A 23418-nucleotide genomic window follows, 5' to 3' on the forward strand; every position below is an offset into this window, starting at 1 on the left:
CAAATACGAATACTTCGCATTTATATTTACAACTATTACAGCGGCCCATAGAATGCGCCCCCTGCTCATAGCTTCGTTCAACCGGGGGACCCATGAAAAAACCGTTGCCTGCCGCCATCGCCGGCGCCGTTCTCGCCTATTGCGCGCTGGCTACGCCCACGGCCCTGGCCCAGCCAGAAGCCGCCAGCGCCATGGAAGAAATGATCATTACCGCCATCCGGGAAGATCGCAAAAGCCGCGGCGCAACGGGCCTGGACCTCAGCGTCTACGAAACCCCGCAATCCTTGAGCATCATCAACGCACAGACCATGCAGGACTTTGGCCTGACCAACATCAACACCCTGCTGAAGATGGCGACCGGTGTGAATGTGGATCCCACCGAGACCGACCGCACCACCTATAGCGCGCGCGGTTTCGACATTACCAGCATGCACATCGACGGCGTGGGCATGCCTTTTGGTAACCTGATTGTGGGCGACATTGACACCGTGATTTACGAGAATGTCGAGATTATCCGCGGCTCCAACGGCCTGATTACCGGCCTTGGCAATCCCTCCGGCACCATCAACTATGTGCGCAAACGCCCCACCAACGCATTGGCAAGCAGCATCAAGCTGACCGGGGGCAGCTGGGACAACCAGCGCGCGGAAGTGGACGTATCCGTGCCGCTGACCGAGAGCGGCTCCTGGGCGGCCCGCGCCGTGCTGGCCTACCAGGACGCCGATGGCTGGCTGGACCACTACAGCAACAACCGCCAGGTGGCCTACGTGGTGGTGGACGGGCAGCTGACCGACACCGTGACCCTGGCCGCAGGCTACACCCACCAGGACAATAACAGCGACGGCGTTCTGTGGGGCGCCGTGCCGGCGCTGTATAACGACGGCACGGCCATCGACTACAACGTATCCACCAGCACCGCCATGGACTGGACCTACTGGGACACCCAGAGCGACGAGCTGTTTGCGGAACTGGGCTGGCAGATCAGCGACCACTGGCTCCTGACCACCTCGGCCCGGCAAATCGACTACCAGGACAACTCCGAAATCTTCTACGTGTACGCCAACACCGGCGTTGGGCTGGACGCGGCCACCGGGCTGGGGCTGCTCGGCTACCCCGGCAAATACGCGGACGAGCGCGACAGCCTGGTGCTGGACGCCAGCCTGAGCGGCAGGTTTAACGCCTGGGGCCAGCAACACCAGTTGCAGTTCGGGGTCAGCTCGGCGCGCAGTGAATCCGAAGGGTTGTCCTACGCCGCGCAGAGCGGCTTTGACGTGATGCCGCCCTTCCCCGGCTGGAACGGGCGCGAAGTACCGCGCCCGGCGTTTGCCGCGCCCATCGTCTCCGCCGAGCAGGACATTGATCTGGACCGCATATACGGCTCGCTGCTGCTGGCGCTGACCGACAACCTCAACCTGATCCTGGGCGCCAGCGCCGTCGACTACACCAACGACGGGGTGAGCTACGGCGTGCCCACCAGCGCCAGCGAAGACGGCACCAACCCCTACATTGGCTTCACCTGGGAAGTGCTGGACGGCCTGAACGCCTACGGCAGCTACAGCGACATCTACCAGCCCCAGTACGTGCTGGGAGAAGACCTGAACCCCCTGGGCTCCGCAGAGGGCAAGAGCTACGAGCTGGGGCTGAAGAAGGCCTTTGCCAACAACACCCTGCTGACCCTTGCCCTGTTTCGCACCGAGCAGAGCAACCTGGAGGAGTTCAAGGCCTACGGTGATGGCGATGGCATCGACGACACCGACTACAGTGATGACTTCGACTACTCCCTCTACCGCGGTATCGATGTTGAATCCGAGGGCGTAGAGATAGAACTGGCCGGGCAGATTACCGGCGAGCTGCGCCTGCAGGCCGGCTACACCCACCTCAGCCTGGAGGATGAAAACGGCGACGAAGCGCGCACCTTCATCCCGCGCAATACCCTGAAGCTGCTGATGACCTGGCAGCCCCAGGCCCTGCCGAAGCTGGCCATGGGCCTGTCCACCCGCTGGCAGGACGACATCTACTTTGATTCCGCCTACGGCCGCATCCAGCAGGACAACTACGTGGTGGTGGGCGGCTACGCCAGCTACGCCATCACCGAAGGCCTGTCGGTGAGCCTGAACGTGGACAACGCCTTCGATGAAGAATACTTCAGCTCGGTGAAGTATGAGCAGGTCTACTACGCCGCGCCGCGCAGCGTGAACGTATCGGCGAGTTGGGCGTTCTGAGCAAGGCTTGTAGCGCCCCGGCTGCCGTCAGCCGGGTGCGTCTTCCAGCAGTTTCACCTTGCCCGTGGCGCCGTATTCCATAACCAGCTCCCCCTCGGGGTACAGCAGGACATCGGCGCGAAAGCGCAGCTGACGCTGGATGCGCGCTTCCAGGCGCTGCTTCAGGTCCGCCCGGGCAGCCTCATCCGGCCGCCCCCGGCACTCCACCCGGACCGTCATTGGCGGCTGGATCACCGGCGATGCATCGGATTTCACCACGCGCACATTGCCGGTCACCTCGCCGTCAAAGCCCAGCACCAGATCGCGCACAGCGCTGGGGAAGACGTTCACGCCCTTCACCAGCAGCATGTCGTCCACCCGCCCCAGTATCTCAAAACGCATGCCGGGCAGCCCGCAGGCACAGGGCTGCATTTTTACCCGCATCTTGTCGCCGTCCATAAAGCGGATCAGGGGGCCACATTCGCGGTCGAGGCCGGTGTAGACAAACTCGCCCTCGGCACCATCTTCCCAGGGCAGCACCTGGCCGCTTTCGCGGTCGTACAGCTCAATGTAGGCGCTGTCCGGCGCGATGAAGTGCATGCCATCGTGCTCCCGGCACTGGCTGAAGATCGGGTTGAGGCAGCCGGTGCCACCGCTCATGTCGAAGATTTCCGCACCGCCAAAGCCGGTGGACAGCTCCTGCACGATCTCCGGCACACTGCCACCCGGCTCGCCGTACACCGACAGATTGCGCACGCCCATGGTGGCAAGATCCACCTGCAGTTCTTCCCGGGCCTTTTTCAGCAACTGGCGGGCAAAGGAGGGCGTGCACACAATCACCTCGGGCCGGGTGAGTTCGATCATCTCGATCACCTTGGCCGAGCCCACCAGTCCACCGATGGGAATGACGTTGGCGCCGTAGGCCAACAGGGCATCCACCGTGGGAATGCCGGCCACCCACATGCTCATCACACCGGCCATCATCACCCGGTCTCCGGGGCGCAGGCCGGTGAGCTCCGCCATGCGTGCAAAATTGCGATTCATGATCGCGCGGTCGTTGGCGGTGTGGCCCTGGAAGCTGGGCGTGCCGGTGGTGCCGGAAGAGGCGCTGATGCGGTTAACGGCCCGGTGGTCACAGGTGAGATGCATGCCAAGCGGGTGGCCAAGTTCGGCCCGGGAGCGCGCCTGGCTCTCGCGCTCTTCGTACTTGTCGAACAGCGGATACGCCTGAAACTGCGCCAGCGACGTGAACTGGTTGGGGTCAACACCGGCGCGGTCAAACTTCTCCCGGTAGTACGGCGATTGTTCATAGATGCGCAGCAGCTGCTTTTTAAGCAGCGCGAACTGCATCTGTCGCACCGGATCGCTGGTAATGTCCAGGCGCGATGGGTCTTTCCAGGAAAGGTTACTCATGTGACTCCCCATGTTCGAGCTTCGGTATCAACCAACACGGCCTGCTCAGGCCCCGATAAACCGGGGTGCCCGCTTCTCCAGAAAGGCGCGGCGCCCTTCGGCGGCATCGTGGCTGGCCAGCAGGGCATCCCGGCGGCGGGCGCCCACAGCGGCGGTTTCGGCAAAGCCCTGGGCCTGCCCCTGCACGGCCATGGCCTTGGTGATGCGGTTGGCCAGCGGGCTCAAGGCGGCAATTTTGTGCGCCCAGGCAAGGGTTTCGGCAAGCACCTGGTCATCCGGCACCACGCGATTGACAAGGCCGGTGCGGTAGGCCCAGGCGGCATCGCGCTGCTCGCCCAGCAGCAGCAGTTCCAGCGCGTTGGCGGTGCCCATGATGCGCGCACCGTGCATGGCGGCGTTGATGGTGGGCAGGCCCACGCGGCTTTCCGGCAGCGCGAAGGTGGCCCCTTCGCCGGCAATGCGCAAATCGCACCCCAGCGCCATGCTCAGCCCCTCGCCAATGCAGTAGCCCTGTATGGCCGCAAGGATGGGCTTGTCGCAGTAATACTCCCCCTCCAGCTCAATATCGAAGGACTGCGCCAGCGCGGCGGGGTCATCCGCCGAGGCGGCCAGTGCATCCAGCGCCTTGATATCCACCCCCGCGGAAAACGCGCGCTCGCCAGCGGCGGCGATCACCGCCACCCAGGCGGCATCATCGTCGCGAAAACGTGCCGTGGCGGCATTGAATTCACGGTACATATCCGGGTTGAAGGTGTTCATCGCCTCGGGGCGATTGAGGGTAATCAGCGCAACGTGGTCTTCAAGCGCATAAGTCACCACCGGCATATCCATGTCTCCTTTATTCGATCGGGAAGGTCATCGCGTTGAATCAGGATTATGTCGATGTGCCAACGGGCCCACCATGACCCGGCAGGTCCGGGTTGTACCGCTGGGGGTCAGTAGAAGAGCAGCGGGTGCTCGCCACCGTGTGCGCACAGCGCCGCAAGGTCCAGCTCACCTTCCGGCGGGGTGAAGGTCATCATGGCCATGTTGGGCACCGATGAGAACACCAGCGGGCCCAGCAGGTTTTCGATGTGGCTGTGAATGACAAAACTGTGCACCGTCTCGCCAAGCTGGAGGTTGGCCTGAAACTGCTGGCCGGCGCCACGTGCGGCCGCCTGCGCCGCCCAGTTATCGGGGGCATAGGGCGAGGCTTCCAGTCGCTCAAGCAGCGCCAAAAGGTCCTGGTTGTCATCGCCCTGCAAAAACAGCAGCTGCTGCAGCGACAGCATCAGCACCGCGAGCGTGCCACTCCACTGCTGGGGCAGTTGGTTCAGCGCGGCGTAGTCAAACAGAAAGCCAAAGATGTTATCGGTGTCGGCTACCCGGTGCTGGGGGTCAAGTTGCGCCTGCAGGGCAGCCCAGGCGCGATTGACCATCAGGATGCGGCCGGTCATGTCGATCAACAGGGCGGGATGCGGGTCCAGCGCCTTCAGCTTCAGCAGCAGCTCTTTCCGGCGGTGCTCGAATTCCGGTTGATCAAGGTGCAGGGAGCTCGAATAGTCGGTGTAGCCCGCGGCAAGCAGCAGATTGGTGGTATCTCTCAAGCCCAGGGCAAGCGCACTGGCAATGCGCTCCACCATTTCCTTGCTCGGCCTGGCATCGCCCTTTTCAAGGCGGCTGATATAGCGGCTGGCAGATTCAATGCGGTGGGCGAGCTCTTCCTGACTGACCTCGAACACGCCGCGCCAGAACCTCAGCATACGACCAAACGCTACCGGCCCCGCATCACCTGAGTTTGCCATGCTTCGTTCGCGCCTTGCCTGTTGTTCATTGGCTGCTCATTGCCCGTTCATTGCCTGCGGTACCTGCCCGCGGCCCGGCCCGCCTTGCCAGCGACCGGACCTGCGAGGTCATGGTAACGCGGCCACCAGCTACCGACAATGCGCAGCGTCCCTTACTGGCGACGCACGCTGCGGGGCACTCTAGAACAACAGGAGAATGGCTATGACCCACCCGCGTTTCCACTACCGTCCGGGGGCCCTGTGCTCCGCCCTGGCACTGGCCGTTTGTGCCGCCTCCGCAGGCGCACAGAACACCGCTACAGGCACTGGCACCTGGGCCCTGGAAGAAGTTGTCGTCACCGCGCAGAAACGCGCCCAGAGCAGCCAGGACCTGGGCCTGTCGGTTGCCGCCTTGAGCGGTGATGCCCTGCGCGAACAGGGTATCGCCCAGGTGGAAGACCTGGCCCGCTTCATCCCCAACGTCAGCTCCCTGAACATTTCCGGCGGCGGCGTGCCCATCGTGATCATTCGCGGCGTGGGATTGCAGAACTTTCGCGTCAACGACAGCCCCACCACCGCCCTGTACATTGACGATGTCTACCAGACCTCCGTCATCTCTGCCGACTTCACCATGTTCGACCTGGAACGGGTAGAGCTGCTCAAGGGCCCCCAGGGCGGGCTGTACGGGCGCAACAGCATCTCCGGCGCCATGCAGATCATCTCCAACAAGCCCTATGTGGGCGAGGCGGCCAGTGGCTACCTCAACGCGGAGTATGGCCGTTTCAACCGGCGCCAGCTGGAGGGCGCGGCCAGCCTGCCCCTTGGCGATGTGATGGCCATGCGCCTCAGCGGTCGCTGGGAGCAGAGCGACGACACCCAGTACGAAAGCGTGACCGGGGGTTTTGACCACGGCGAAACCGACCGCTGGGCGGCGCGCAGCCTGCTGCGCCTGGAACCCAATGACAGCGTGGATGTGCTGTTCAAAGTCCACGGCGGCGCCGACCAGTCGGAGCTGCCCCTGCTGCAACCGGTTGGCACCTTTGCCGACCTTGGCACCGCGGCCGATGCCGGCATGGACATCATCAACGCGGACCATATCGGTGTCAGCTCGCTGATTCCCGCCCTCTGCCCCTCCTTGCTGGCCGGGCGCGGCGTGAACGAAGACTGCGTTTACAACACCGGCAGCGGCGCCGCCGACTACGGCCTGGGCGGCGGTCGCTACCTGTCCGCCGCCGACTTCGGCGGCTATCTGGACAACGCCTGGTACGGCGCCAGCATCAACGCCAACCTGATGCTGGGCGACTACACGCTGACCTCCATCAGCGCCTATGACACCATCGACTACCAGCGCGACACCGACCTCGACGGCCTGCCCATCGAACACAGCCACAGCGACTACCAGACCCAGATCGATTCCTGGTCGCAGGAATTTCGCATCGCCTTCGAGGGCAGCGAAACCGTCTCCTGGGTTGCCGGCATCAATTACGGCGAAGACGACCTGACCGAAAACAGCGACCTGCGCGGCAGCGAAGGCCTGCTGCCTGTCGCCTTTGCCGGTGCCCAGCGCACCTATCAGGATTACGAGCAAACCACCCGCGCCCTGGCGGTCTACGCCCACGGTGAGTGGCGCTTCAAACCGCAATGGAACCTGGTGGGCGAGGTGCGCCAGACCAACGCCGAGAAGGAATTCAAGGGCCTGCAGGTGCTGGACTTTGGCGGCTACACGGCCACCTTCATTGATTACGACGACGATACCGACTTCGACAACCTGAGCGGCAAGCTGGCCCTGGAGTGGACCCCGGCAGACAACCTGCTGTTCTACGGCAGTGTGTCGGAAGGGTTCAAGACCGGCGGCTTCTACGGCGGCTTCATCACCGCCCCGGAACAGCTGGCGCCCTATGACGAGGAGACCATCCTCGCCTACGAGGCCGGGCTGAAAAGCGACTGGCTGGACGATCGCCTGCGCCTGAACGGCTCTGTGTTCTACTACGACCGCAAAGACGTGCAACAAAGCGCCACCGACACCCGCGGCGCCGTCGCGGTCACCCGGCTGACCAACGTGGGTGACGTGGAGGTAAGTGGTGCCGAGCTGGACCTGACCTACCAGCCGATTCAGGCGCTCACCCTGCAGCTAGGGCTTGGCTACACTGATTCCAAGCTGGTCGACAGTGACCTGGTCAGCGCCACCATCCCCGGCATGCCCGCGAGCCCGATTGAAGGCACCAACACCCCCAACTACGCCAAGGTAAATGCCAATTTCCTCGGCCGCTACCAGCACGACCTGAGCAGCGAGCTGTATGGCATGCTGCAGCTGGAAGTCAGCTACCGCTCGGAGCGCGACCTGAATCTGGTCACCAACGCCCGCGAAGGCGCGCTGCTGACGGAGCCGGCCTACACCCTGACCAACCTGCGGCTGGGGCTGGGCTCTCACCAGAGCGACTGGGAAGTGATGCTGTTTGTGGAAAACCTCACCAACGAGCGCTATCGTACGCTGCTGCGCGACAACGGACTGCGTGGCATGCACACCCTCTACGGTGACCCGCGCATCTGGGGCGCGTCCTTTACCTACCACTGGGGTAGCTAAGCGCCGGCCTTGATGGCGCGGCCGGCCCGTGGCCGCCCGCGCCAATGCTGCATCCACCCCACCCCGACCGAGTACCGCCATGACCAGCAACCCGGAACAGCCCTGCGGGAGCGGATTCTACGTTACCCGGTGGGCCGCCTGCGTCCCCCTGCTACTGATGGTGGCGCCGGCCATCGCCCTCAGCCTGCGCGGCGTGCTGTCCACCGATGTGGTCATCACTGGCGGCGTGGTTGGTCTAATGGTCGGGTCTCTGCTGGCCAGGGACAAACGCCACTACTGGAATGCCGTCACCCGATCCCTGGGCGACCCCACCGGCATGCTGGTGTTCGCCCTGTTCCTCATCGTGGGTATTTACGGCAAATTACTGGCGGAGTCACAACTGGCCGAAGGGCTGATCTGGCTGTCACAGCAAATGCACGCCGGGCCCGCCCTCTTCGCCCTGTTTACCTACGTTGCCTGCTCGGTGCTCGGCACCGCCATGGGCACCTCGATGGGCATTGTGGTCATCATGACGCCCGTGCTCTACCCCGCGGCGGTGGCCATGGGCGTGCACCCCGCCATCGCCGCCGGCGCCATTCTCAGTGGCGCCGCCACGGGCGATCACTTTGCCCCTGTGTCGGATACCACCATTATCTCCGCCTCCACCCAGCGCTACCGCTACCGGGACGGCTGCGCGGATATCGGCGAGGTGGTGCGGGCGCGCCTGAAATACGCCGCCCCGGCCTTTCTTATCAGTTGCGTGCTGTACCTGGTGATTGGCGGCGCCAGCGCCCAGGCGCCACTGCAGGCATCAACACCCATCATCGGCAACGCCCACCCGGCGGGGCTGATCATGCTGCTACCCATGCTGCTGGTGGTCATAGCCGCCATTGCCGGGCGCGGCGTCTTCGAGGCCCTGACCTACGGCACCGCCATCGGCCTGCTGCTGGCCCTGGGCTGCGGGCTGATCGACTGGCACCAGGTTGCCTATCTGCAGGACCGGCAGGTAAAGGGCATTCTGACGGAAGGGGCCACCCAGAACCTCGGCACCATCATCATGATCGTATTGATGATGGGCGCCTATGGCGTCATGCGCGCCTACGGCTTGCTCGATGCCATCGTAGCCGGCCTCAAAGGCAGCGCTGGCGCCTCGGCCCGGGCAACCGAGCTGACCATGTTCGGCGTCACCTGGCTGTTCAACTTCCTGCTGGTCGGCCTGGTGGCAAGAATCACCGTCATAGCCGGCCCCATCGTCGACGAACTGGGCCGCGCCCGCAGCCTGCACCCAACCCGGCGCGCCAACATCCTCGACGGCGTGGCCAACAGCTTCAGCTTCGTCGTGCCCTGGCACGTCTGGCCACTGCTCATGCTCATGACCATCGCCCCGCTGCAGCAGCAATACCCCGGCCTGGCCATACCCGCCAGCACCGACTTCCTGCTCAGCACCTACTACCCGCTGCTCATCTGGGGTGTAATGCTGCTGGCTGTCATCAGCGGCTATGGCCGCCAGTATGAACACCGCACAGACCCGGCAACAAAATTCGCGGCGAGCGGCGTACCCAAGAATGACAGCTCCCACTGACGCACCACAACCGCAGATACTGCGAACGCACCGTGCCTGTGAATTAAAGGCCGGAAACACCTCCATCAACCAGCAATTCTGTTCCAACAACAAAGCGAGATTCATCAGAAGCAAGAAACACGGCTGCTTTTGCCAACTCCCAAGGCGTTCCCATACGGCCGACGGGCACCAATTTTCGGATGTCATCCTGCATCATGCGCTGCTGCTCGGGGCAGAGCCCTAGCTTGCCCATCGCTGGAGTCTCAGTTGGCCCGGGGCTCAAGCCGTTGACCCGGATACCGCGCGAAACGAGCTCCCCCGAAAGCGTGCGCGCCAGTGAAAGAAGGCCTGCTTTACTTGCAGCGTACGCACTACTTTGCGGTAGACCAATGTGGGCGCTTACTGATCCGCAAAGAATCACAGATGACGGACTGGCAAGTAACGGTAAGAGCGACTGAATCAAAAAGAATGGCCCCTTCAAATTGATCGACATGAGCCGATCCCACGTCGTTTCATCCCAATCCTGTAATGATCGATGATTGACGTCACCGGCGTTGACATAGACCACGTCGATACGCGGCCACTGACTAACAAGTAACTGTGCCAAATCACGCTGGGCATCGATATCTCCAGCATCGCTACAGAGCACCAAAGTAGTACCACCCAATTCCGCCTTTGCAAGCTTCAGAGCTTTCTCATCTCGGCCAGTGATAGCGACTGTAGCGCCCTCGGCACAGAACTGTCGTGCGACCTCAAGGCCGATGCCGCTGGTGCCACCTGTGATCAAAGCAAACTTTTCATGTAAACGTTTCATGCGCACTTCCCATATGCTGGCTGGATACGCATTGTTGTCGCATTAGTATCTTTTGTATAGTAGGCACCAAATTGATACTAAAAAGGCATTTGTATACCTATGGCCCGCCATATACCGCCCACAATCCATTCCACCTCCCCGTCGGTTGACGAAAACGAGCCGTGCCCTATGGTGAGCTTCGTCAATCTGATATCGGGCAAGTGGGCTATCCCCATTCTCTATCGCCTCATTGTTATCGACGCCCCCGTGCGTTTCAGCACGCTGAAACGCGCCGTCGCGCCAATAACGCAGAAGGAGCTAACACGCCAGCTACGCCTTTTCGAGCAACGCAAGCTGGTACGGCGACGGGTTTACGCCGAAGTTCCACCTCGCGTGGAGTACCAGGTCACCGCTTTGGGGAAGTCATTGAAACCCACTCTAGATTCGCTTGCTGATTGGATGCGAAAAAATGGCAAGGCTTTGTCCGTGGGAATCACTGAAGCACCGAAATAGGCAGAAGACGCAAGGCGGAGCTGATCAAGCAGCTCTACTGCGGCCAAACCACGATCCCAGGGGCCGCCTGGGACTACGATCTCAACCAAGCCGAAATTGAATCCTGGATGTACGATGCTGAAGCCGGGATGAAAAACGCTCTGAGGGCCAACCCCAAAGATATAGCTGAGCAGTACGAGAAGCAGCTGCGTGACCTGAAACAGGCTGACGGCGAAACCATGATCGAGCTCGGGTTCAGAAAAATGCCCATAAACAGGGGCAGACTCAGCTAACGCGCCATCTCGACTCCAGCGACGAATCGTTAAGCACCTCATTGACGAGATGGCGGCAGAGGATACACAGGTTCCGGTTCGCAAGGCCTGTGACTAGTCGGGTGTTGCCCGTCAAACTTATTACTATAAGGCAGACACACCCGGGAGCTTGGGGATAGCAAGGCAATCTGAGCGGTACGATTCACTTGCCAAAAAATGCAGCTCGCGAGCACTCTAACTTGCCGCCGCTAAAATCCGCACTGCTACCCAAGCCCCTTGATATCAACACGAGCGGACTCACCGCTGGCCGGCACACGGCGAACACCGCGCAGCGCGAAGTAAGCCACTACCCCAATCGCCAGGTTTATCAGGCCGAGCATCAGCAGTTCCCCGCCCGCAGAGGATCGCTGTATCAGCTCTGCGACGAACAGGGGAGAAAAAAACTGGCCGATAAAGAAGGCCGTACTCCAGGCTCCTCCACTGGTTCCGCGGCGCTCCGAGGGCGCAACCTGCAACAGCGAGGACACGGTTATCGGCACGAACAGCCCACAACCCACCTGATTAATGAATCCACCCAGCACCAAGGCCGGCGCCCCGGGCGACATGGCGGCCACCACTAGGCCCGCCCCCGCCAGCAGGGCACTGGCAAGCATCAACACGGGCAAGCTGATATGACTTAGAAACCGAAAAGCCAGCGCGCCGACCGGGTTTCCCAAGCCGGCGAGAGCAATCATGACGCCAATCGCCGAGAGGGGAAACTCACCCCGACGCTCAAGAAACAAGCCCAACTGCAGCGGTACGATATAGAACAAGATGGCGCACAGCAGTGTAATCACGAGGTAGGGCAAGACAACGCCAGCGCGAGGCGCCGACGGAACTGGGTAGCGCTCTGTTTGCGGAGACTTCGGGGGCTCGAAAACATAGCGAGCCGCAGGTAGGGCTATCAAGATGCCAATACCATAGAATGCAAAGGGGGCCCGCCAGCCCCATTCCCCCAGAAAGCCGCCCACGATATAGAACAGTGTGGCCATCAATGCCGCCACGCTGCTCTTATAGGCTATCCAGCGGCGCCTCTGCTCTCCCTGAAAATAATCGCCGATCAGGGCGAAGTTAGCTGCCAGGATCCCGGCTTCCGCAATGCCCAGGAGAAAGCGGGCCGCAACGATGGCCAGTGGATGGTTCAGCAAAACGGGCGCCATCCCAACGACCCCATAGAGCAACAGCATGCTCAATAAAACCGGCCGGCGCCCGACACGGTCTACGAAATACCCCGCCAGGGGCGAGAACAGGGCGATCGCCAGTGCCGGCGCGGTCAATACAAGGGACGTGACATCAAAGGGCAACGACGCGTCAGACAACTGCTCGCGCAAATTCTGGGCCACGGGCGCCAGTAGCACCACGCCCATAACAGGGAGCGCGGATCCCGCCAGGATGGTCAACCCCTGACGAGCCCCAGCCTTTTGTTCAGCAGACATCGCCACACGCCCGCTCAGAAGGTGTACCGCGCGCGAATCCCATAGGTTCTGGGCGGCGAGAGAAAACCATTGATGTTGTAACCCAACCTACCACTGGATTGGTACGCGGTTTCCAGTGTCTCCTCATCCGTCAAGTTGCGCACAAACGCGACTAGCTCGAACCCACTCTCGTCCTGGTAGGACAGGGACAAGTCCACCTTTGTGTGCTCCGCCTGGGAGATCACCTCGATATTGAACTCGTCAAAATAATTGCGCGAACGCCAGTTTGCCTGAAGAGTGGGTGTGAGAATACCGCGCGGCAAGAACACGCTATACTCGATACCCAATCCCACGGAAAACTCTGGCGCCTGGGGCAGCTGGTTGCCGGACAAGTCCTGCACGCCCAGCGTCGGGCGCCCTGGGTCGGTGCTGTCAAACTCGCTAAAGCGCGCATGCAGCCACCCGCCAGTCAACTGCACGTTAAGACTTTCGGATGCCTGGTACTCGGCTTCGATCTCCAGACCATAAATTTCCGCCTTGGCGGCATTGGTCAACGTGGCCAACAAGCCGACAATCTTAGTCAACTGCAGATCAGAGTAGTCGTAGTAGAACGCCGCCGAGTTCAATCGTAACGACTGGTCCAGCAAATCCGACTTTACCCCCACTTCATAGGCCCACACAGACTCGGGGTCAACTGGCGGGTTACTCAGCGCGACCTCGCCGCCACTCACGGGAATAACCGAAGTCGCGCCAAGATTGAAGACCCCGGCCTTGAACCCCTCCGAAATAGAGCCGTACAACAGCGTATCCTGGGTCAGGTGATAGTTGACCCCCACCTTTGGCGTAAAAGAATCCCAACGCTCGGACTGTTCAAAAGGCCCAGATAATGGCGGATTGGGGCGATCCATGTCAGCTGGCTCAAGGAATTTGGTATCGGTGACAAAATCGGTGTACAAATCCTTGTCTTCTTTTTCTTCACTGCTGAACCGTCCCCCCAAAATCAACGCAAGCTGATCCGTTAGAGAATACTCCAACTGCCCAAAAATGGCGTACGCGCGCGTGTTGATGGTACCGCCAGCCGCATACGCTGCGAGAAAACTCCCCGGATCCTGCGGCGGAGCCCCGGGCGTCCAGAACACGCCGTCAATGTCCTCATCGAAGATAAAGGCACCTGCTGTCCACTGAAGCCTATCGCCACTATAGTGGACGTTGAACTCCTGGGAGTACTGCACGGACTCCTCATCGTAGAAAATCTGGCTCAGTGCCACGTCGGTCCCGTCGAGATCGCTGTTCAAGCTAAACTCCGAGCTACGGTAGGCAGTGAGCGACCGGATGGTTAACGAATCCGAAACGTCCCAACTCGCATCCAGAGTTATCCCTTCCGAGCGCCGGGAATAGCGCGGCTGAATATCACTGGCAATGTCAAATTGTTGCAGCAAAGCCGTACCGCCAAGCTGAACACCAAGAATAGGTTCCCCGGATACTCCCTCCTCACCCGTCAGGCCCCTCTGGGCGACCGTACGCGTTGCCCTGGATGCATCCTTCTGGTGACTGGTGTCGGCAATGAGGTCAATCGAAAGCACCGAGGAAGGGGTCCAAGTGAAAGTGGCCCGAGCGCTGGTGGCATCAATATTATCCACCTCCTTTCCGGTGACGATATTTTTCCCATAACCATCTCTCTGCTGGTCGAAAACGGCAAGCCTCATACCCAGGTTCGCGCCCAGCGGTCCACCAACTGCCCCCTCCAAGATTCTGTGCTCGTAGTTTTCAAGACTCAGCTGCGCAAACCCGGACCAGTACTCGTCCGGTTTGGCAGTGTAGATATTCACAGCGCCACCGGTTGCGTTTCGGCCATACAGCGTGCCCTGTGGACCGCGAAGTACCTCTACCCGGTCCACGTCGAAAAAGCTGCCCAGCTGCGCCGCTGGCCGCGAGACATAGACGCCATTCAAATTATAAGCAACACTGCCCTCGGCGCCCGTGGACAAGTTACTGTAGCTGATGCCGCGAATGGACAGCTTCGCAGCACCGAATGACTCTCCAAAGTCGAAATTGGGGATCTTCACCGCGATCGCAGCGACATCATTGATACCTTGCTGCTGTAGGCTATCGCCAGACAGGGCTGTCACCGCGATGGGGACATCCTGAATACTGGCCTGTCGCTTCTCGGCAGTTACAATCACTTCTTCCAACCGAGCGCTGCCGGCCACGTTGTCGACCGCGCCAACAAGATTTGCGTGGGCCATCGCCAACGGCGACAAACAGTAGACCGCCATAGTGCGGGGCGTTAATTGGGAACGACTTATTCTTTTCATCTCTAATTCCACCTGAACAATTGGTATGAAGTAGCTACCGGCTATCTGCCGTCACCTTTCGGTGTGGTTCGCCCACAGGAATCGACCCGCCTCAGCCAGCCAGGGATGACCGGCACTCACGCAATATTCACTGGTAGCGAAGTGATCAGCATTAGCAATATCCTGGAAGGTCACTGCGACACCAGCCGCCTCAAGCTGATCGCGCATCGCCCTTGCCTGCTGCTTGAGCGGGGGAAAGTCCAACTCCCCTACGCTAATGACGAAGGGCGGTGATGATGCCGAAACATGCGCAATAGGGCTGGCGGATGTCTCGTTGGCCGGACAATCGATCAAGGCATTGCTCCGAGCGGCTTTTTCTGCCGCGTCAAGGTGTGCCGTTTGTAGGTCATAAACGCCGCTGATCGACAAGCACCCCTTAATGACATCCGTGGGAAGATTACGCTCGCGCTGCCAGTCTGCGCGCACCGCGGCCAGACTCATCAAGTGCCCCCCCGCGGAATGACCTCCGACGTAAATGCGTGACTTGTCGCCGCCCAGCGATTCCGCCCGCTCATACACTAGACGGATCGCGTCGCAGCAGTCATTGAAAGGAAGCGGGTAGAGATTTTTCGGCGCCAATCGATAGGACACAGATACGAATATGGCGGGGATTGTCGTCACAGCAGGCGCCATATAGGCCATCCACTCCTTGTACCCTCCCACCCAGGACCCACCGTGGGCAAAGACCAACAATGGCAACCCCGCGGCTGACTGTACCGGAGGGAGGAATATATCCACCTTCTGCCAGTAGTCCGGCCCGTAAGACTGATCAAAATGCCCCTCGTGTGTCTCCAGCACTGATCGCGAGGCGGCCAGTACACGCTCACCGTATGCATTTCCCTCAGGTAGCCTGAGAGGTGGCTGGATTGGCATATCATCTAGCGACACGGGACGCTCCTTTTATTGTCGGACTCTATTTCCCGGGGTAGCCCGAATATGAATCGCGCACCGGACGGATATAGCTCATACCACGACCAATGCGATCCATCGGCTTACCTCGAACAACGCCTGAATCAAACATTATGCCTTTACATCTGTAATTACAAGTGTATTGATAAAATATTTTAGACTTAAATAGTCCTGCGGTATTCCGCGCTACTCCAGTCAACACTGACAACCGGAATCAAGCGCGGATTACCTTCGATCATGCCACGCATCTGGATGATTCAGCCTGGCATAGAAATTCGGTAACATAAGCAAGCCCCTCCTGTAATAGGAGCTAGCCTCAGGCAGCCCGCGCCCTGCGCCAAATGCCGCTGGCGCAGGGTCTATTTCGTTGTTGACAGGCTTGCAGCACCGGCTACGTCACAGTTGCTCGTCTATGCCCCTGGAACTTATCAATGCAGAAAAAAAGCAGGCATCAAAAGCCGGAGGGTGGAAACAGTCCGCCTGGATCAAACCGGACACTGACAAAACGGAAACCGGTGAAGCGGTTCGATAGCGAGGAATATCGCACCATAAAAGGTGGCTATCTCCCTCATGAGTTGAGCTGTGTGACACACGCCCTCAACATGCTGCTGCTGGAACACCTTCGCGAATCGGGCATCAACGTTGTCCAGTTTCGCGCCTTGCAGGTTATCGCCAACGCGCAACCGATCAGCATCGGCGATCTGGCACGCGATATCGTAATTGAGCAATCCGTTGTCAGCCGTATTATCAATCAGTTGGTGTCGCGCGACTTGGTGGAGAAAAGCCGGTCGGAGGTCAATGGCAAGGTTGTCAATGTCTGCCTGACACCAGAAGGTGAAAGCCTGATCACTCACCTGCAGCCGATCGCTTATACGATCCAAGCCGATGCCTTAAGCGTGCTCAGCGAAAAGGAGCGAAAATCATTAACAGCAATGTTGTCGCGGATTTTCAACCACATCACCTCCCCGAGTTATGCGGGGGTGCTCGACGGCTAATCCGGTCTTCCCAGCCCCCTGGTTCTGCCCTCCCCGCTCGGGTTTTTCGCCTGGGCAATCGCTCTACGCACTCCACTGCAAGCTTATACAGCGTCAGCCTACGCGAAAGAAAAGTCAGCGCACGGTAGACTCCACCAAACTTGCCGCCACAACTCCCGCCCTCTCCCAATCGCCTTTGTACTCGACTGCCGGGTATAAACAGACTCCAAAACGCACTTGGGTCCCAACCGCAAAATGCCTGCCACGCACGGCTTGCCTAACACTCATCCGCACTTGTCGCATCTCGGCAACAGACGCACCGCTTACGCCTTCACCTCCTTGCCCTTCGGTCACCTGGCACACCATAAACTTGCACTTTCATATGTAATAACATATAAATAGGCACGTATCCCCCGAGGGCGGCCCAACACAAGGACCCCAACCATTGGGTTCCACCAAAACACCCAGTGCCGCTTCAACCATGGCACACCAACGGAGAAGTGAGCCTATGACGACCGAAGCATCCCAGCAGCTTATAGCTGGCACCGAATCGAAAATCGTTGCCGCCTTTGGCATGACCCATACCCCCGGCCTCGGCAATCTCCTGTCGCTACCTCCCGCGGGCCAGGTAAAAAACATCCTTAGCGGATTCGATGAAGCCCGGCGTCTACTTGCGCGCGCCCAGCCGGATATCATCCTGGCTCTGGTCAACGACCATTTCGACATGTCGTCCATGGACAACATGCCTGCCTTTTCAGTATCCGTGGCGGATCAACACTATGGCCCCCCCGCCCATCTCGAGGATTGGATCCAACTCGAACGGGCTCCAATCGCCGGTCATCGGGAATACGCAAGAACCATCCTGGAAATGGGCATCGCGGCAGGCTTCGATATCACGCGCTGGGGCTCGGCTGAACTCGTACACAACGTACTGCTTCCCATGCGCTTCCTGAGGCCGGAACGTGATATTCCTGTCGTGCCGATTTTTACCAATTGCTTCGTGCCGCCCTGTCCCACCTTGTCAAGATGCTTCGATCTTGGTCAGATGTTAGGGCAGGTAATCGCCGAGCGCCCCGAAAAAGTTGCCATCATCGCCAGTGGCGGCATTTCCCACTGGCCGCCTTTCGTGAACGAAACCGAGGAACCACTCAACGAGTTCGAACAAAGAATGCTGGAAGCCCAACGCGCCGGCCCTGGCGGTATGACGAAAGACCCTAAACTCTCCCGGATGATCGCGGAGCGCGAGATGGAAATGGCGGCCACCCGAGACGATCTAATCAATGTTGACTGGGACCGGCGCGTACTCAATGCTCTGGCGCAGGGCGACAAAGAAACCTTACTAGGCATGAGCTACGAAGATATTTATCACGACGCGGGAAACGGCGGCTATGAAATGGCCCTGTGGGTCATGATGATGGGAGCGCTGAACTGCGTTCCCGGCCGTACCCTGTTCTATGAGCCCGTCAAGGAATGGATGGGTGGGGTGTCGGTACTGTCCTATGACAACACCTTAGCAGCGAACTAAATCTGGCCAGCGGCCACACACTACTGTCACCAATATCCGCCTTGCCCGATGACTTCGTTGCTGCAACAGGCAAGGCGGTTTACAGGAGAAATTCATCATGACACGCAAAGCACTGATCGCCGGCGCAGGTATCGGAGGGCTTGCCACCGCCGCCGCCCTTGGGCAACGGGGTTGGGATGTAACCGTCTATGAGCGCCACCCGGAACTTCGCGTCAATGGCTCCGGCATTTACCTGTGGAACAACGGCCTGACCGTGTTGTCCGAAATTGGCGCCTATGACCGCGCCATGCGCAATGCCTTCCTTGCCAGTGGAGTAGAGCAGCGCGACCACCTCGGCAATGCCATGGTACCCGCGGAGCTGCCCCCGGGTGCGCGTGTGGTTGCGGTTCACCGGAGCGACCTGCACGCCGGGCTGACAGACGCCGCAACCCGGGCCGGAGCCAGGATCGTAACCGGCACCGAAGTGGTGGAGGCTCGCGCCGATGGCAGCCTGCTCTTTGCTTCCGGTGACAGCGCACATGGCGACGTCGTGATTGGGGCCGACGGCGCCTGGTCATCGGTAAGAAACACCCTCGGTTTGTTGCTATCCCAGGAACAGACCAGGGAAGGAGCGCTGAGAACCGTAGTCAAAGCGACACAGGCGGAGATGCCCGCGGATTCCCGCGGGCATTGTATCGAGTGCTGGAACGGCCAGCGGCGCCTGCTGATTACCCCTATCAATGACGAGGAGGTATACCTGGCGCTGACTTGTCCCGCGACCGACAGCGAAGGCCGGGATACCGCCATCCAGCCCTGTTGGAAAGCCAGTTTTCCCGACTGGGCATTCCTGCTTGATCGCATCACTGGCCCGGTAACCTGGAACGTTTACAGCCTAGTCAAGTGTCGGACCTGGTCTGCGGGGAATGCCTGCATCCTCGGCGATGCGGCTCACGCCACCACGCCAAACCTGGGGCAAGGTGGTGGCATGGCAATGCAGAATGGCCTGGCGCTGGCGGCATATCTCGCCGCAGTCGAAGACAGGCGCGATGTCCCGTCGGCACTGCAAACCTGGGAAGTGGCAATGCGCCCGCTCGTGGATCACTGCCAACACTGGGCCTCGTTGTTCGGGGAAATCGCCAATATCCCCAACGAAGTGCGCGCGGAAATCATTCCCCAGCTCCTGGCCAATCCTTGGCTTTCGGCGCAAACCAGCCGCGGCGCGCGCTCCGAGATCATCACGCAGGTCTAGGTTCCTTGCCAGCCGCGGTTGCTACGCCACCTTGGTGGCCGGCGAAATTCACCGAGATCATGGAGGGTCGGTGAACTGCGTGCCGATCCAAAGGTGATCACAGTCTCACCGCACCGCTGCGGCCAGTGGAAGCCTGCCTGTTCCAAGCGCTTGTAATGAGCGAGTTAAAACAGCATGCCTACGCTGCCAGCTGATACACCCCCTGGGCGTTTTCATGCCCAGGGGGTGGATGGGTTCGCTGCTCATTGTCATATCGGAACAGCGCTCCCAATGCCACTTCCAAGGCCGCCTCAGCGGCTTTGGCTTTGGCTTGGGCTTTGGCGTTACCGGTCGGGCCGAGGCGCCAACCAATTAACTCGCAGGTGAAGCAATCCATCACCAAGGTCGGGGCACACCAACGGTGCTGAACACCGCACCCGACCCTCGCCATATCGGTCGCCCAGCGTTCATGGGGCCGGGAAGCCACCGAGGGCAACCACCGGACGCGGTGTCGGCGGCCAGACTTACGTTTCCGCACCTGCCAATCCTTGATCTGGGAGATCGGCTGAACAGTATTCTTGTTCTCACCCAATAACCAGGCCACTGCACGGTAGCCCTCACTTCAATCACTCGTCACTCGAGTCGAGAGGGTGCGCTCCCGAGTCTGCCGCTGTTTATGCGCATTTTTCTGAATTTAAGCTCCAACATGGCCTCGCGGTAAGCTTCTTTCAGACCAAGTAACTGCTTTTCGTACTGCTCTGCGATGTCCTTGGGATTCGACTCCAGGGCATTCTCCATGCCCAACTCATTACAGAAAAAGGACGTAGTGAATTTGCGCTGGGTGAAAGAAGTCTCCTTGGTTGTGCTAGAGAGTGCCTGACATTGCCAAGCATTTTCATGCAATACCACTTACAACAATAGATTAGGATTTATTTTCTGCTTGTTGATGCCAGTCAGTGGCAGATTTCTGGCTACTCCCACTCGATTGTAAATAAGATCTTTTTATCTCTTATTTTCAATAGCTTATTTTATCACCAATCGGCGATACCATGAAAAATACCATGTTTAGAACTTTCTTAAAAATATTCTCTCTGTCCCTCACTAAACACCCTGGAGGCGAGGGATTCGAAACTTCACAGGTTAAATCTGACGCCCCCGAATGCACTCCAATGCCTTTAGAATCAGAGACTTGAAAATTTGGTGTGGGCATTACAGGGCGTGAAGGGGCGCGGGCGTGGTCCCACGATGGTCCCTCGATGGTCCCAAACTTACTTCTTGAACCCTGGGGGTAAGGACTCGCCTGATTTAGATGTTCCAGGCCAGCTCTGATTGCTTCAATGTACGTGACTTCGGCACCACAGATGTTGGAGTCAAGTCAATATGCTGTCGCCAGGCAAGGATGCATTTGGCCACACTACCTACGAACGCCATCAACCGGAACAGACCCTTCTCTATCAACTCGTCGAGGCGCACTACCCTGCCCTTGTGGACCAATTGGCCCAGCAGGGTAAATCCCTGCCCCAGCATGTACACCAGGAATTCGAGGCCTACCTGAAGTGCGGCCGCCTCGAGCACGGCTTTCTCCGGGTACGATGTGACAAATGCCATTTCGAACGACTTGTAGCGTTTTCCTGCAAGAAGCGCGGTTTCTGCCCCAGCTGTGGCGCCCGCCGCATGACCGAGACCGCTGCCCTTCTGGCCACCGGCTGCCAAACCGAATCCGCGCTTAACAGGGTGTCCATCATTGGTGGGCAGGATCATATCACCGGCTGCCAAACCGAATCCGCGCCCATGCGTACCTGTGTTTTATTGCGCTGATTCTGCATCGGGTAATCCGCCAGCGTCTGCGCCAGGCGGAACAGAGCATCTCACCGGAACGCGCACTGGAAACCCTGCGACGCATCCAGCACCACCAGATCCAGCTTGCGGGGAAGAACCGCTCCGGCATTACCTCGCTGAGCCCGGAGCAGGCGGCGCTGTTGCAGAGCTTGCGAGTGGAAAAACCGAGCAATCCGGAGCAGCTGCCGCTGCTGTAGTGGCAATTTTGAAAGCGGCACTCAATGAAATCAAGGAGTTACGTTGTTTGCTGTCGAACTCGGGTGGCCAGGATGGTCATTCGCTATCAGTTTTATGGTGGTTGGTTGACATCTGTGCGGGTCGAATACCGTCGGACCCCGGTCGCGGGATTCTGGAAAGGTAGACAGATACCCGACGCACCGGAGTCGTTCTCGCGTGTTAGCTATTTGACGTGTTGCTCGTTATCTGGGTGCCTCGGAGGTAGCACGAGACTCTGGAGTCCCGTGCTACCTCCGAGGCCAAAGGAGATTTCCGCTATCGGAAGAATTTCTAATCAGCAGCTGATCTACAGTTCCTAACTGTTCAACGCTTGATCATCCTGACCGATAACGTCTCTAGCTTTTGAGTGTAAGGAGGCAACATGCCGAAGATCTTCGGTAGGTTGACAACCCCCTGCGTGTACACTGACTTTGCGTGACTGAAGGTACGGAAGCCCTCGACGCCGTGGTACTGGCCAAATCCGCTAGCGCCCACACCGCCAAAAGGCATATCGTCACAGGCATAGTGAAAAGCCACATCGTTGATGGTCATGGCACCGGCCACAGTGTTATGCAGAATATCGTTCTGCTCGTCGCGGTCCTTGCCGAAATAGTACAGTGCCAGAGGCCTCGGTCGCACACGAACCTGTTCCACACAGTCCTGGAAATCACGATAGCCAAGCACACAAAGCACTGGACCAAACAGCTCTTCCTGCATCACCCGCAAAGACTCCGGCGGATTCACCACCAGATGGAGGGGAATCTGGCGCCCGGAAGCCTCGCGCCAGTTTCCACCCGTGGCGTCGAGCGAGAGCACCCTGGCACCCTGGTCCCCCGCCTCGTCAAGCATTCCCTTGACACGCAGGTAGTTGCGATCATTTATCATCGCCACATAGTCGGGGTTGCCAACCACCGTGGGAAAGTGCTCCGTGAAGCGCTCGCGGCACAGTTCAACGAACTTCTCCAGGTGTTGCTCCGGGACGAAGCAGAGGTCCGGGCTGATGCATACCTGGCCACTGTTCATTGATTTGCCCGCCACCAGTTTGTCTGCCACGTCCCCGAGATCCGCACTGGCCGACACGATGACCGGAGACTTCCCTCCCAGCTCAAGGGTTACCGGGGTCAGGTTCTGCGCTGCCGACTTCATGACCGCCTGCCCAACGCGCGTGGAGCCAGTGAAGATCAGGTGATCCAGCGGCTGTGAACTGAAGGCTGCACCCACCTCGGCACCGCCCGTGACCACAGCGGCCTCTTCGGGCGCGAAGTACTCGGCAAAGAGTGACTGCAGGAGTTCTGCGGTATGCGGCGTAAATTCAGAGGGTTTTATCAGCGCACGGTTGCCGGCACCAAAGACATCGGCGAGGGGGCTGAAAACCATGTTGATCGGCACATTCCAGGGTGTCATGATGCCGACCACGCCCTTTGGCTGGTAATGTACCTTGCACTTGCCACCCACCAGGCCCATGGGAAAGGGAGCCCGGCGCTTTTCCGCACGCATCCAACGCTTTACGTTCTTGCGCACGTACTTGAGTGTGGTCAGTGAGGTCCCGATATCCGTCATCCTTGTCACGATGGGTGAGCGGCACCCAAAATCCTCATTGACGGCGTCACAGAGCGAGACGTGGTGGTCAACCAGCAAGGCGATGCAGCGGTTCAGCCAATCAATACGCATTTTTGCGTCGGGGTAGGGGACGGCCTGAAACGCCCGCCGCTGTCGATGCAACAGAGCGTCGAGACTCGGCGCGCCCTCGTTGACGCCAGTGTCGCCAATTGGAGTATCCACAGCTTTATCTTGCATCTCGTTCACCTGTCGCTCTACATAAATAGCATTTCGAGCAGCCCGACTCCTTCCGAATACGGGTACGTCGAGGCGAGACTTTAAT

17 protein-coding genes and 1 pseudogene are annotated in these 23418 nt (G+C 59.5%); 9 read left to right on the top strand and 9 right to left on the bottom strand.

Annotation, left to right across the window (positions count from 1 at the left end; genetic code table 11):
- Positions 1-92 precede the first annotated feature (92 nt).
- Complete coding sequence (locus tag DDZ17_RS07810) at positions 93-2222, top strand: TonB-dependent siderophore receptor (protein WP_116365530.1); 2130 nt, start codon at positions 93-95, stop codon at positions 2220-2222.
- 27 nt (positions 2223-2249) lie between these two features.
- On the opposite strand, the gene DDZ17_RS07815 is transcribed toward DDZ17_RS07810, so the two are convergent.
- The 3 genes from DDZ17_RS07815 to DDZ17_RS07825 all read right to left on the bottom strand — a co-directional run bounded on the left by DDZ17_RS07815 (position 2250) and on the right by DDZ17_RS07825 (position 5398).
- Positions 2250-3614, bottom strand: a complete 1365-nt coding sequence (locus DDZ17_RS07815; protein WP_157976527.1) for a phenylacetate--CoA ligase family protein — start codon at positions 3612-3614, stop codon at positions 2250-2252.
- Between the two features lie 45 nt (positions 3615-3659).
- Complete coding sequence (locus DDZ17_RS07820; protein ID WP_157976528.1) at positions 3660-4439, bottom strand: enoyl-CoA hydratase/isomerase family protein; 780 nt, start codon at positions 4437-4439, stop codon at positions 3660-3662.
- 110 nt (positions 4440-4549) lie between these two features.
- Positions 4550-5398: a helix-turn-helix domain-containing protein gene (locus tag DDZ17_RS07825; RefSeq protein WP_116365536.1), complete on the bottom strand. Its 849-nt coding sequence runs from the start codon at positions 5396-5398 to the stop codon at positions 4550-4552.
- 202 nt (positions 5399-5600) lie between these two features.
- Here DDZ17_RS07825 and DDZ17_RS07830 point away from each other — a divergent pair, with 202 nt between their 5' ends.
- Both DDZ17_RS07830 and DDZ17_RS07835 read left to right on the top strand, forming a co-directional pair.
- Positions 5601-7961, top strand: a complete 2361-nt coding sequence (locus DDZ17_RS07830; RefSeq protein WP_170150179.1) for a TonB-dependent receptor — start codon at positions 5601-5603, stop codon at positions 7959-7961.
- 79 nt (positions 7962-8040) lie between these two features.
- Positions 8041-9522 (top strand): Na+/H+ antiporter NhaC family protein, encoded by a 1482-nt coding sequence (locus DDZ17_RS07835; protein WP_116365540.1) that lies wholly within the window; start codon positions 8041-8043, stop codon positions 9520-9522.
- Between the two features lie 43 nt (positions 9523-9565).
- On the opposite strand, the gene DDZ17_RS07840 is transcribed toward DDZ17_RS07835, so the two are convergent.
- Complete coding sequence (locus DDZ17_RS07840; RefSeq protein ID WP_116365542.1) at positions 9566-10315, bottom strand: SDR family oxidoreductase; 750 nt, start codon at positions 10313-10315, stop codon at positions 9566-9568.
- Between the two features lie 168 nt (positions 10316-10483).
- On the opposite strand from DDZ17_RS07840, the gene DDZ17_RS07845 reads away from it, so the two are divergent.
- Positions 10484-10807, top strand: coding sequence for a winged helix-turn-helix transcriptional regulator (locus DDZ17_RS07845; RefSeq protein ID WP_241505819.1), 324 nt, complete (start codon positions 10484-10486; stop codon positions 10805-10807).
- A gap of 107 nt (positions 10808-10914) precedes the next feature.
- A complete protein-coding gene (locus DDZ17_RS22700) occupies positions 10915-11079 on the top strand; it encodes a hypothetical protein (RefSeq protein ID WP_206613477.1) in 165 nt (54 codons plus the stop codon).
- Between the two features lie 242 nt (positions 11080-11321).
- Here DDZ17_RS22700 and DDZ17_RS07855 read toward each other — a convergent pair whose 3' ends face one another.
- The 3 genes from DDZ17_RS07855 to DDZ17_RS07865 are packed head-to-tail and all read right to left on the bottom strand — an operon-like array spanning position 11322 to position 15754.
- A complete protein-coding gene (locus tag DDZ17_RS07855; RefSeq protein ID WP_116365548.1) occupies positions 11322-12533 on the bottom strand; it encodes an MFS transporter in 1212 nt (403 codons plus the stop codon).
- 14 nt (positions 12534-12547) lie between these two features.
- Entirely contained in the window at positions 12548-14827 is a 2280-nt protein-coding gene (locus DDZ17_RS07860) for a TonB-dependent receptor (protein ID WP_116365550.1), read from the bottom strand.
- Positions 14828-14878: 51 nt separating this feature from the next.
- Positions 14879-15754, bottom strand: a complete 876-nt coding sequence (locus DDZ17_RS07865; RefSeq protein ID WP_116365552.1) for an alpha/beta hydrolase — start codon at positions 15752-15754, stop codon at positions 14879-14881.
- A 452-nt stretch (positions 15755-16206) separates the two neighbouring features.
- Between DDZ17_RS07865 and DDZ17_RS07870 the strand changes: the two genes are divergently transcribed.
- From DDZ17_RS07870 to DDZ17_RS07880, 3 genes are all read left to right on the top strand, one after another.
- Positions 16207-16770 (top strand): MarR family winged helix-turn-helix transcriptional regulator, encoded by a 564-nt coding sequence (locus tag DDZ17_RS07870; protein WP_116365554.1) that lies wholly within the window; start codon positions 16207-16209, stop codon positions 16768-16770.
- A 487-nt stretch (positions 16771-17257) separates the two neighbouring features.
- Positions 17258-18274 (top strand): DODA-type extradiol aromatic ring-opening family dioxygenase, encoded by a 1017-nt coding sequence (locus tag DDZ17_RS07875; RefSeq protein WP_206613478.1) that lies wholly within the window; start codon positions 17258-17260, stop codon positions 18272-18274.
- 97 nt (positions 18275-18371) lie between these two features.
- Positions 18372-19502 (top strand): FAD-dependent oxidoreductase, encoded by a 1131-nt coding sequence (locus DDZ17_RS07880; protein ID WP_116365558.1) that lies wholly within the window; start codon positions 18372-18374, stop codon positions 19500-19502.
- Positions 19503-20114: 612 nt separating this feature from the next.
- On the opposite strand, the gene DDZ17_RS22625 is transcribed toward DDZ17_RS07880, so the two are convergent.
- Complete coding sequence (locus tag DDZ17_RS22625; RefSeq protein WP_170150164.1) at positions 20115-20279, bottom strand: hypothetical protein; 165 nt, start codon at positions 20277-20279, stop codon at positions 20115-20117.
- A 582-nt stretch (positions 20280-20861) separates the two neighbouring features.
- Between DDZ17_RS22625 and DDZ17_RS07890 the strand changes: the two are divergent.
- Positions 20862-21170 (top strand): annotated as a pseudogene (locus tag DDZ17_RS07890) (transposase zinc-binding domain-containing protein); the annotation flags it as partial.
- A 690-nt stretch (positions 21171-21860) separates the two neighbouring features.
- Here DDZ17_RS07890 and DDZ17_RS07895 read toward each other — a convergent pair.
- Positions 21861-23333 carry a coniferyl aldehyde dehydrogenase gene (locus DDZ17_RS07895; RefSeq protein ID WP_116365563.1) on the bottom strand — a complete coding sequence of 491 codons (1473 nt, stop codon included), beginning with the start codon at positions 23331-23333 and terminating at the stop codon, positions 21861-21863.
- Positions 23334-23418: the final 85 nt, after the last annotated feature.

The organism is Parahaliea mediterranea, assembly GCF_003402235.1.
Classification (GTDB): Bacteria; Pseudomonadota; Gammaproteobacteria; order Pseudomonadales; family Halieaceae; genus Parahaliea; species Parahaliea mediterranea.

What these genes read in the sequence shown, in the direction of transcription:
- DDZ17_RS07810 (WP_116365530.1), top strand. Translation starts at nt 93, where the DNA reads ATGAAAAAACCGTTGCCTGCCGCCATCGCCGGCGCCGTTCTCGCCTAT.
- DDZ17_RS07815 (WP_157976527.1), bottom strand. Translation starts at nt 3,614, where the DNA reads ATGAGTAACCTTTCCTGGAAAGACCCATCGCGCCTGGACATTACCAGC.
- DDZ17_RS07820 (WP_157976528.1), bottom strand. Translation starts at nt 4,439, where the DNA reads ATGCCGGTGGTGACTTATGCGCTTGAAGACCACGTTGCGCTGATTACC.
- DDZ17_RS07825 (WP_116365536.1), bottom strand. Translation starts at nt 5,398, where the DNA reads ATGGCAAACTCAGGTGATGCGGGGCCGGTAGCGTTTGGTCGTATGCTG.
- DDZ17_RS07830 (WP_170150179.1), top strand. Translation starts at nt 5,601, where the DNA reads ATGACCCACCCGCGTTTCCACTACCGTCCGGGGGCCCTGTGCTCCGCC.
- DDZ17_RS07835 (WP_116365540.1), top strand. Translation starts at nt 8,041, where the DNA reads ATGACCAGCAACCCGGAACAGCCCTGCGGGAGCGGATTCTACGTTACC.
- DDZ17_RS07840 (WP_116365542.1), bottom strand. Translation starts at nt 10,315, where the DNA reads ATGAAACGTTTACATGAAAAGTTTGCTTTGATCACAGGTGGCACCAGC.
- DDZ17_RS07845 (WP_241505819.1), top strand. Translation starts at nt 10,484, where the DNA reads ATGGTGAGCTTCGTCAATCTGATATCGGGCAAGTGGGCTATCCCCATT.
- DDZ17_RS22700 (WP_206613477.1), top strand. Translation starts at nt 10,915, where the DNA reads ATGTACGATGCTGAAGCCGGGATGAAAAACGCTCTGAGGGCCAACCCC.
- DDZ17_RS07855 (WP_116365548.1), bottom strand. Translation starts at nt 12,533, where the DNA reads ATGTCTGCTGAACAAAAGGCTGGGGCTCGTCAGGGGTTGACCATCCTG.
- DDZ17_RS07860 (WP_116365550.1), bottom strand. Translation starts at nt 14,827, where the DNA reads ATGAAAAGAATAAGTCGTTCCCAATTAACGCCCCGCACTATGGCGGTC.
- DDZ17_RS07870 (WP_116365554.1), top strand. Translation starts at nt 16,207, where the DNA reads ATGCAGAAAAAAAGCAGGCATCAAAAGCCGGAGGGTGGAAACAGTCCG.
- DDZ17_RS07875 (WP_206613478.1), top strand. Translation starts at nt 17,258, where the DNA reads ATGACGACCGAAGCATCCCAGCAGCTTATAGCTGGCACCGAATCGAAA.
- DDZ17_RS07880 (WP_116365558.1), top strand. Translation starts at nt 18,372, where the DNA reads ATGACACGCAAAGCACTGATCGCCGGCGCAGGTATCGGAGGGCTTGCC.
- DDZ17_RS22625 (WP_170150164.1), bottom strand. Translation starts at nt 20,279, where the DNA reads ATGGAGAATGCCCTGGAGTCGAATCCCAAGGACATCGCAGAGCAGTAC.
- DDZ17_RS07895 (WP_116365563.1), bottom strand. Translation starts at nt 23,333, where the DNA reads ATGCAAGATAAAGCTGTGGATACTCCAATTGGCGACACTGGCGTCAAC.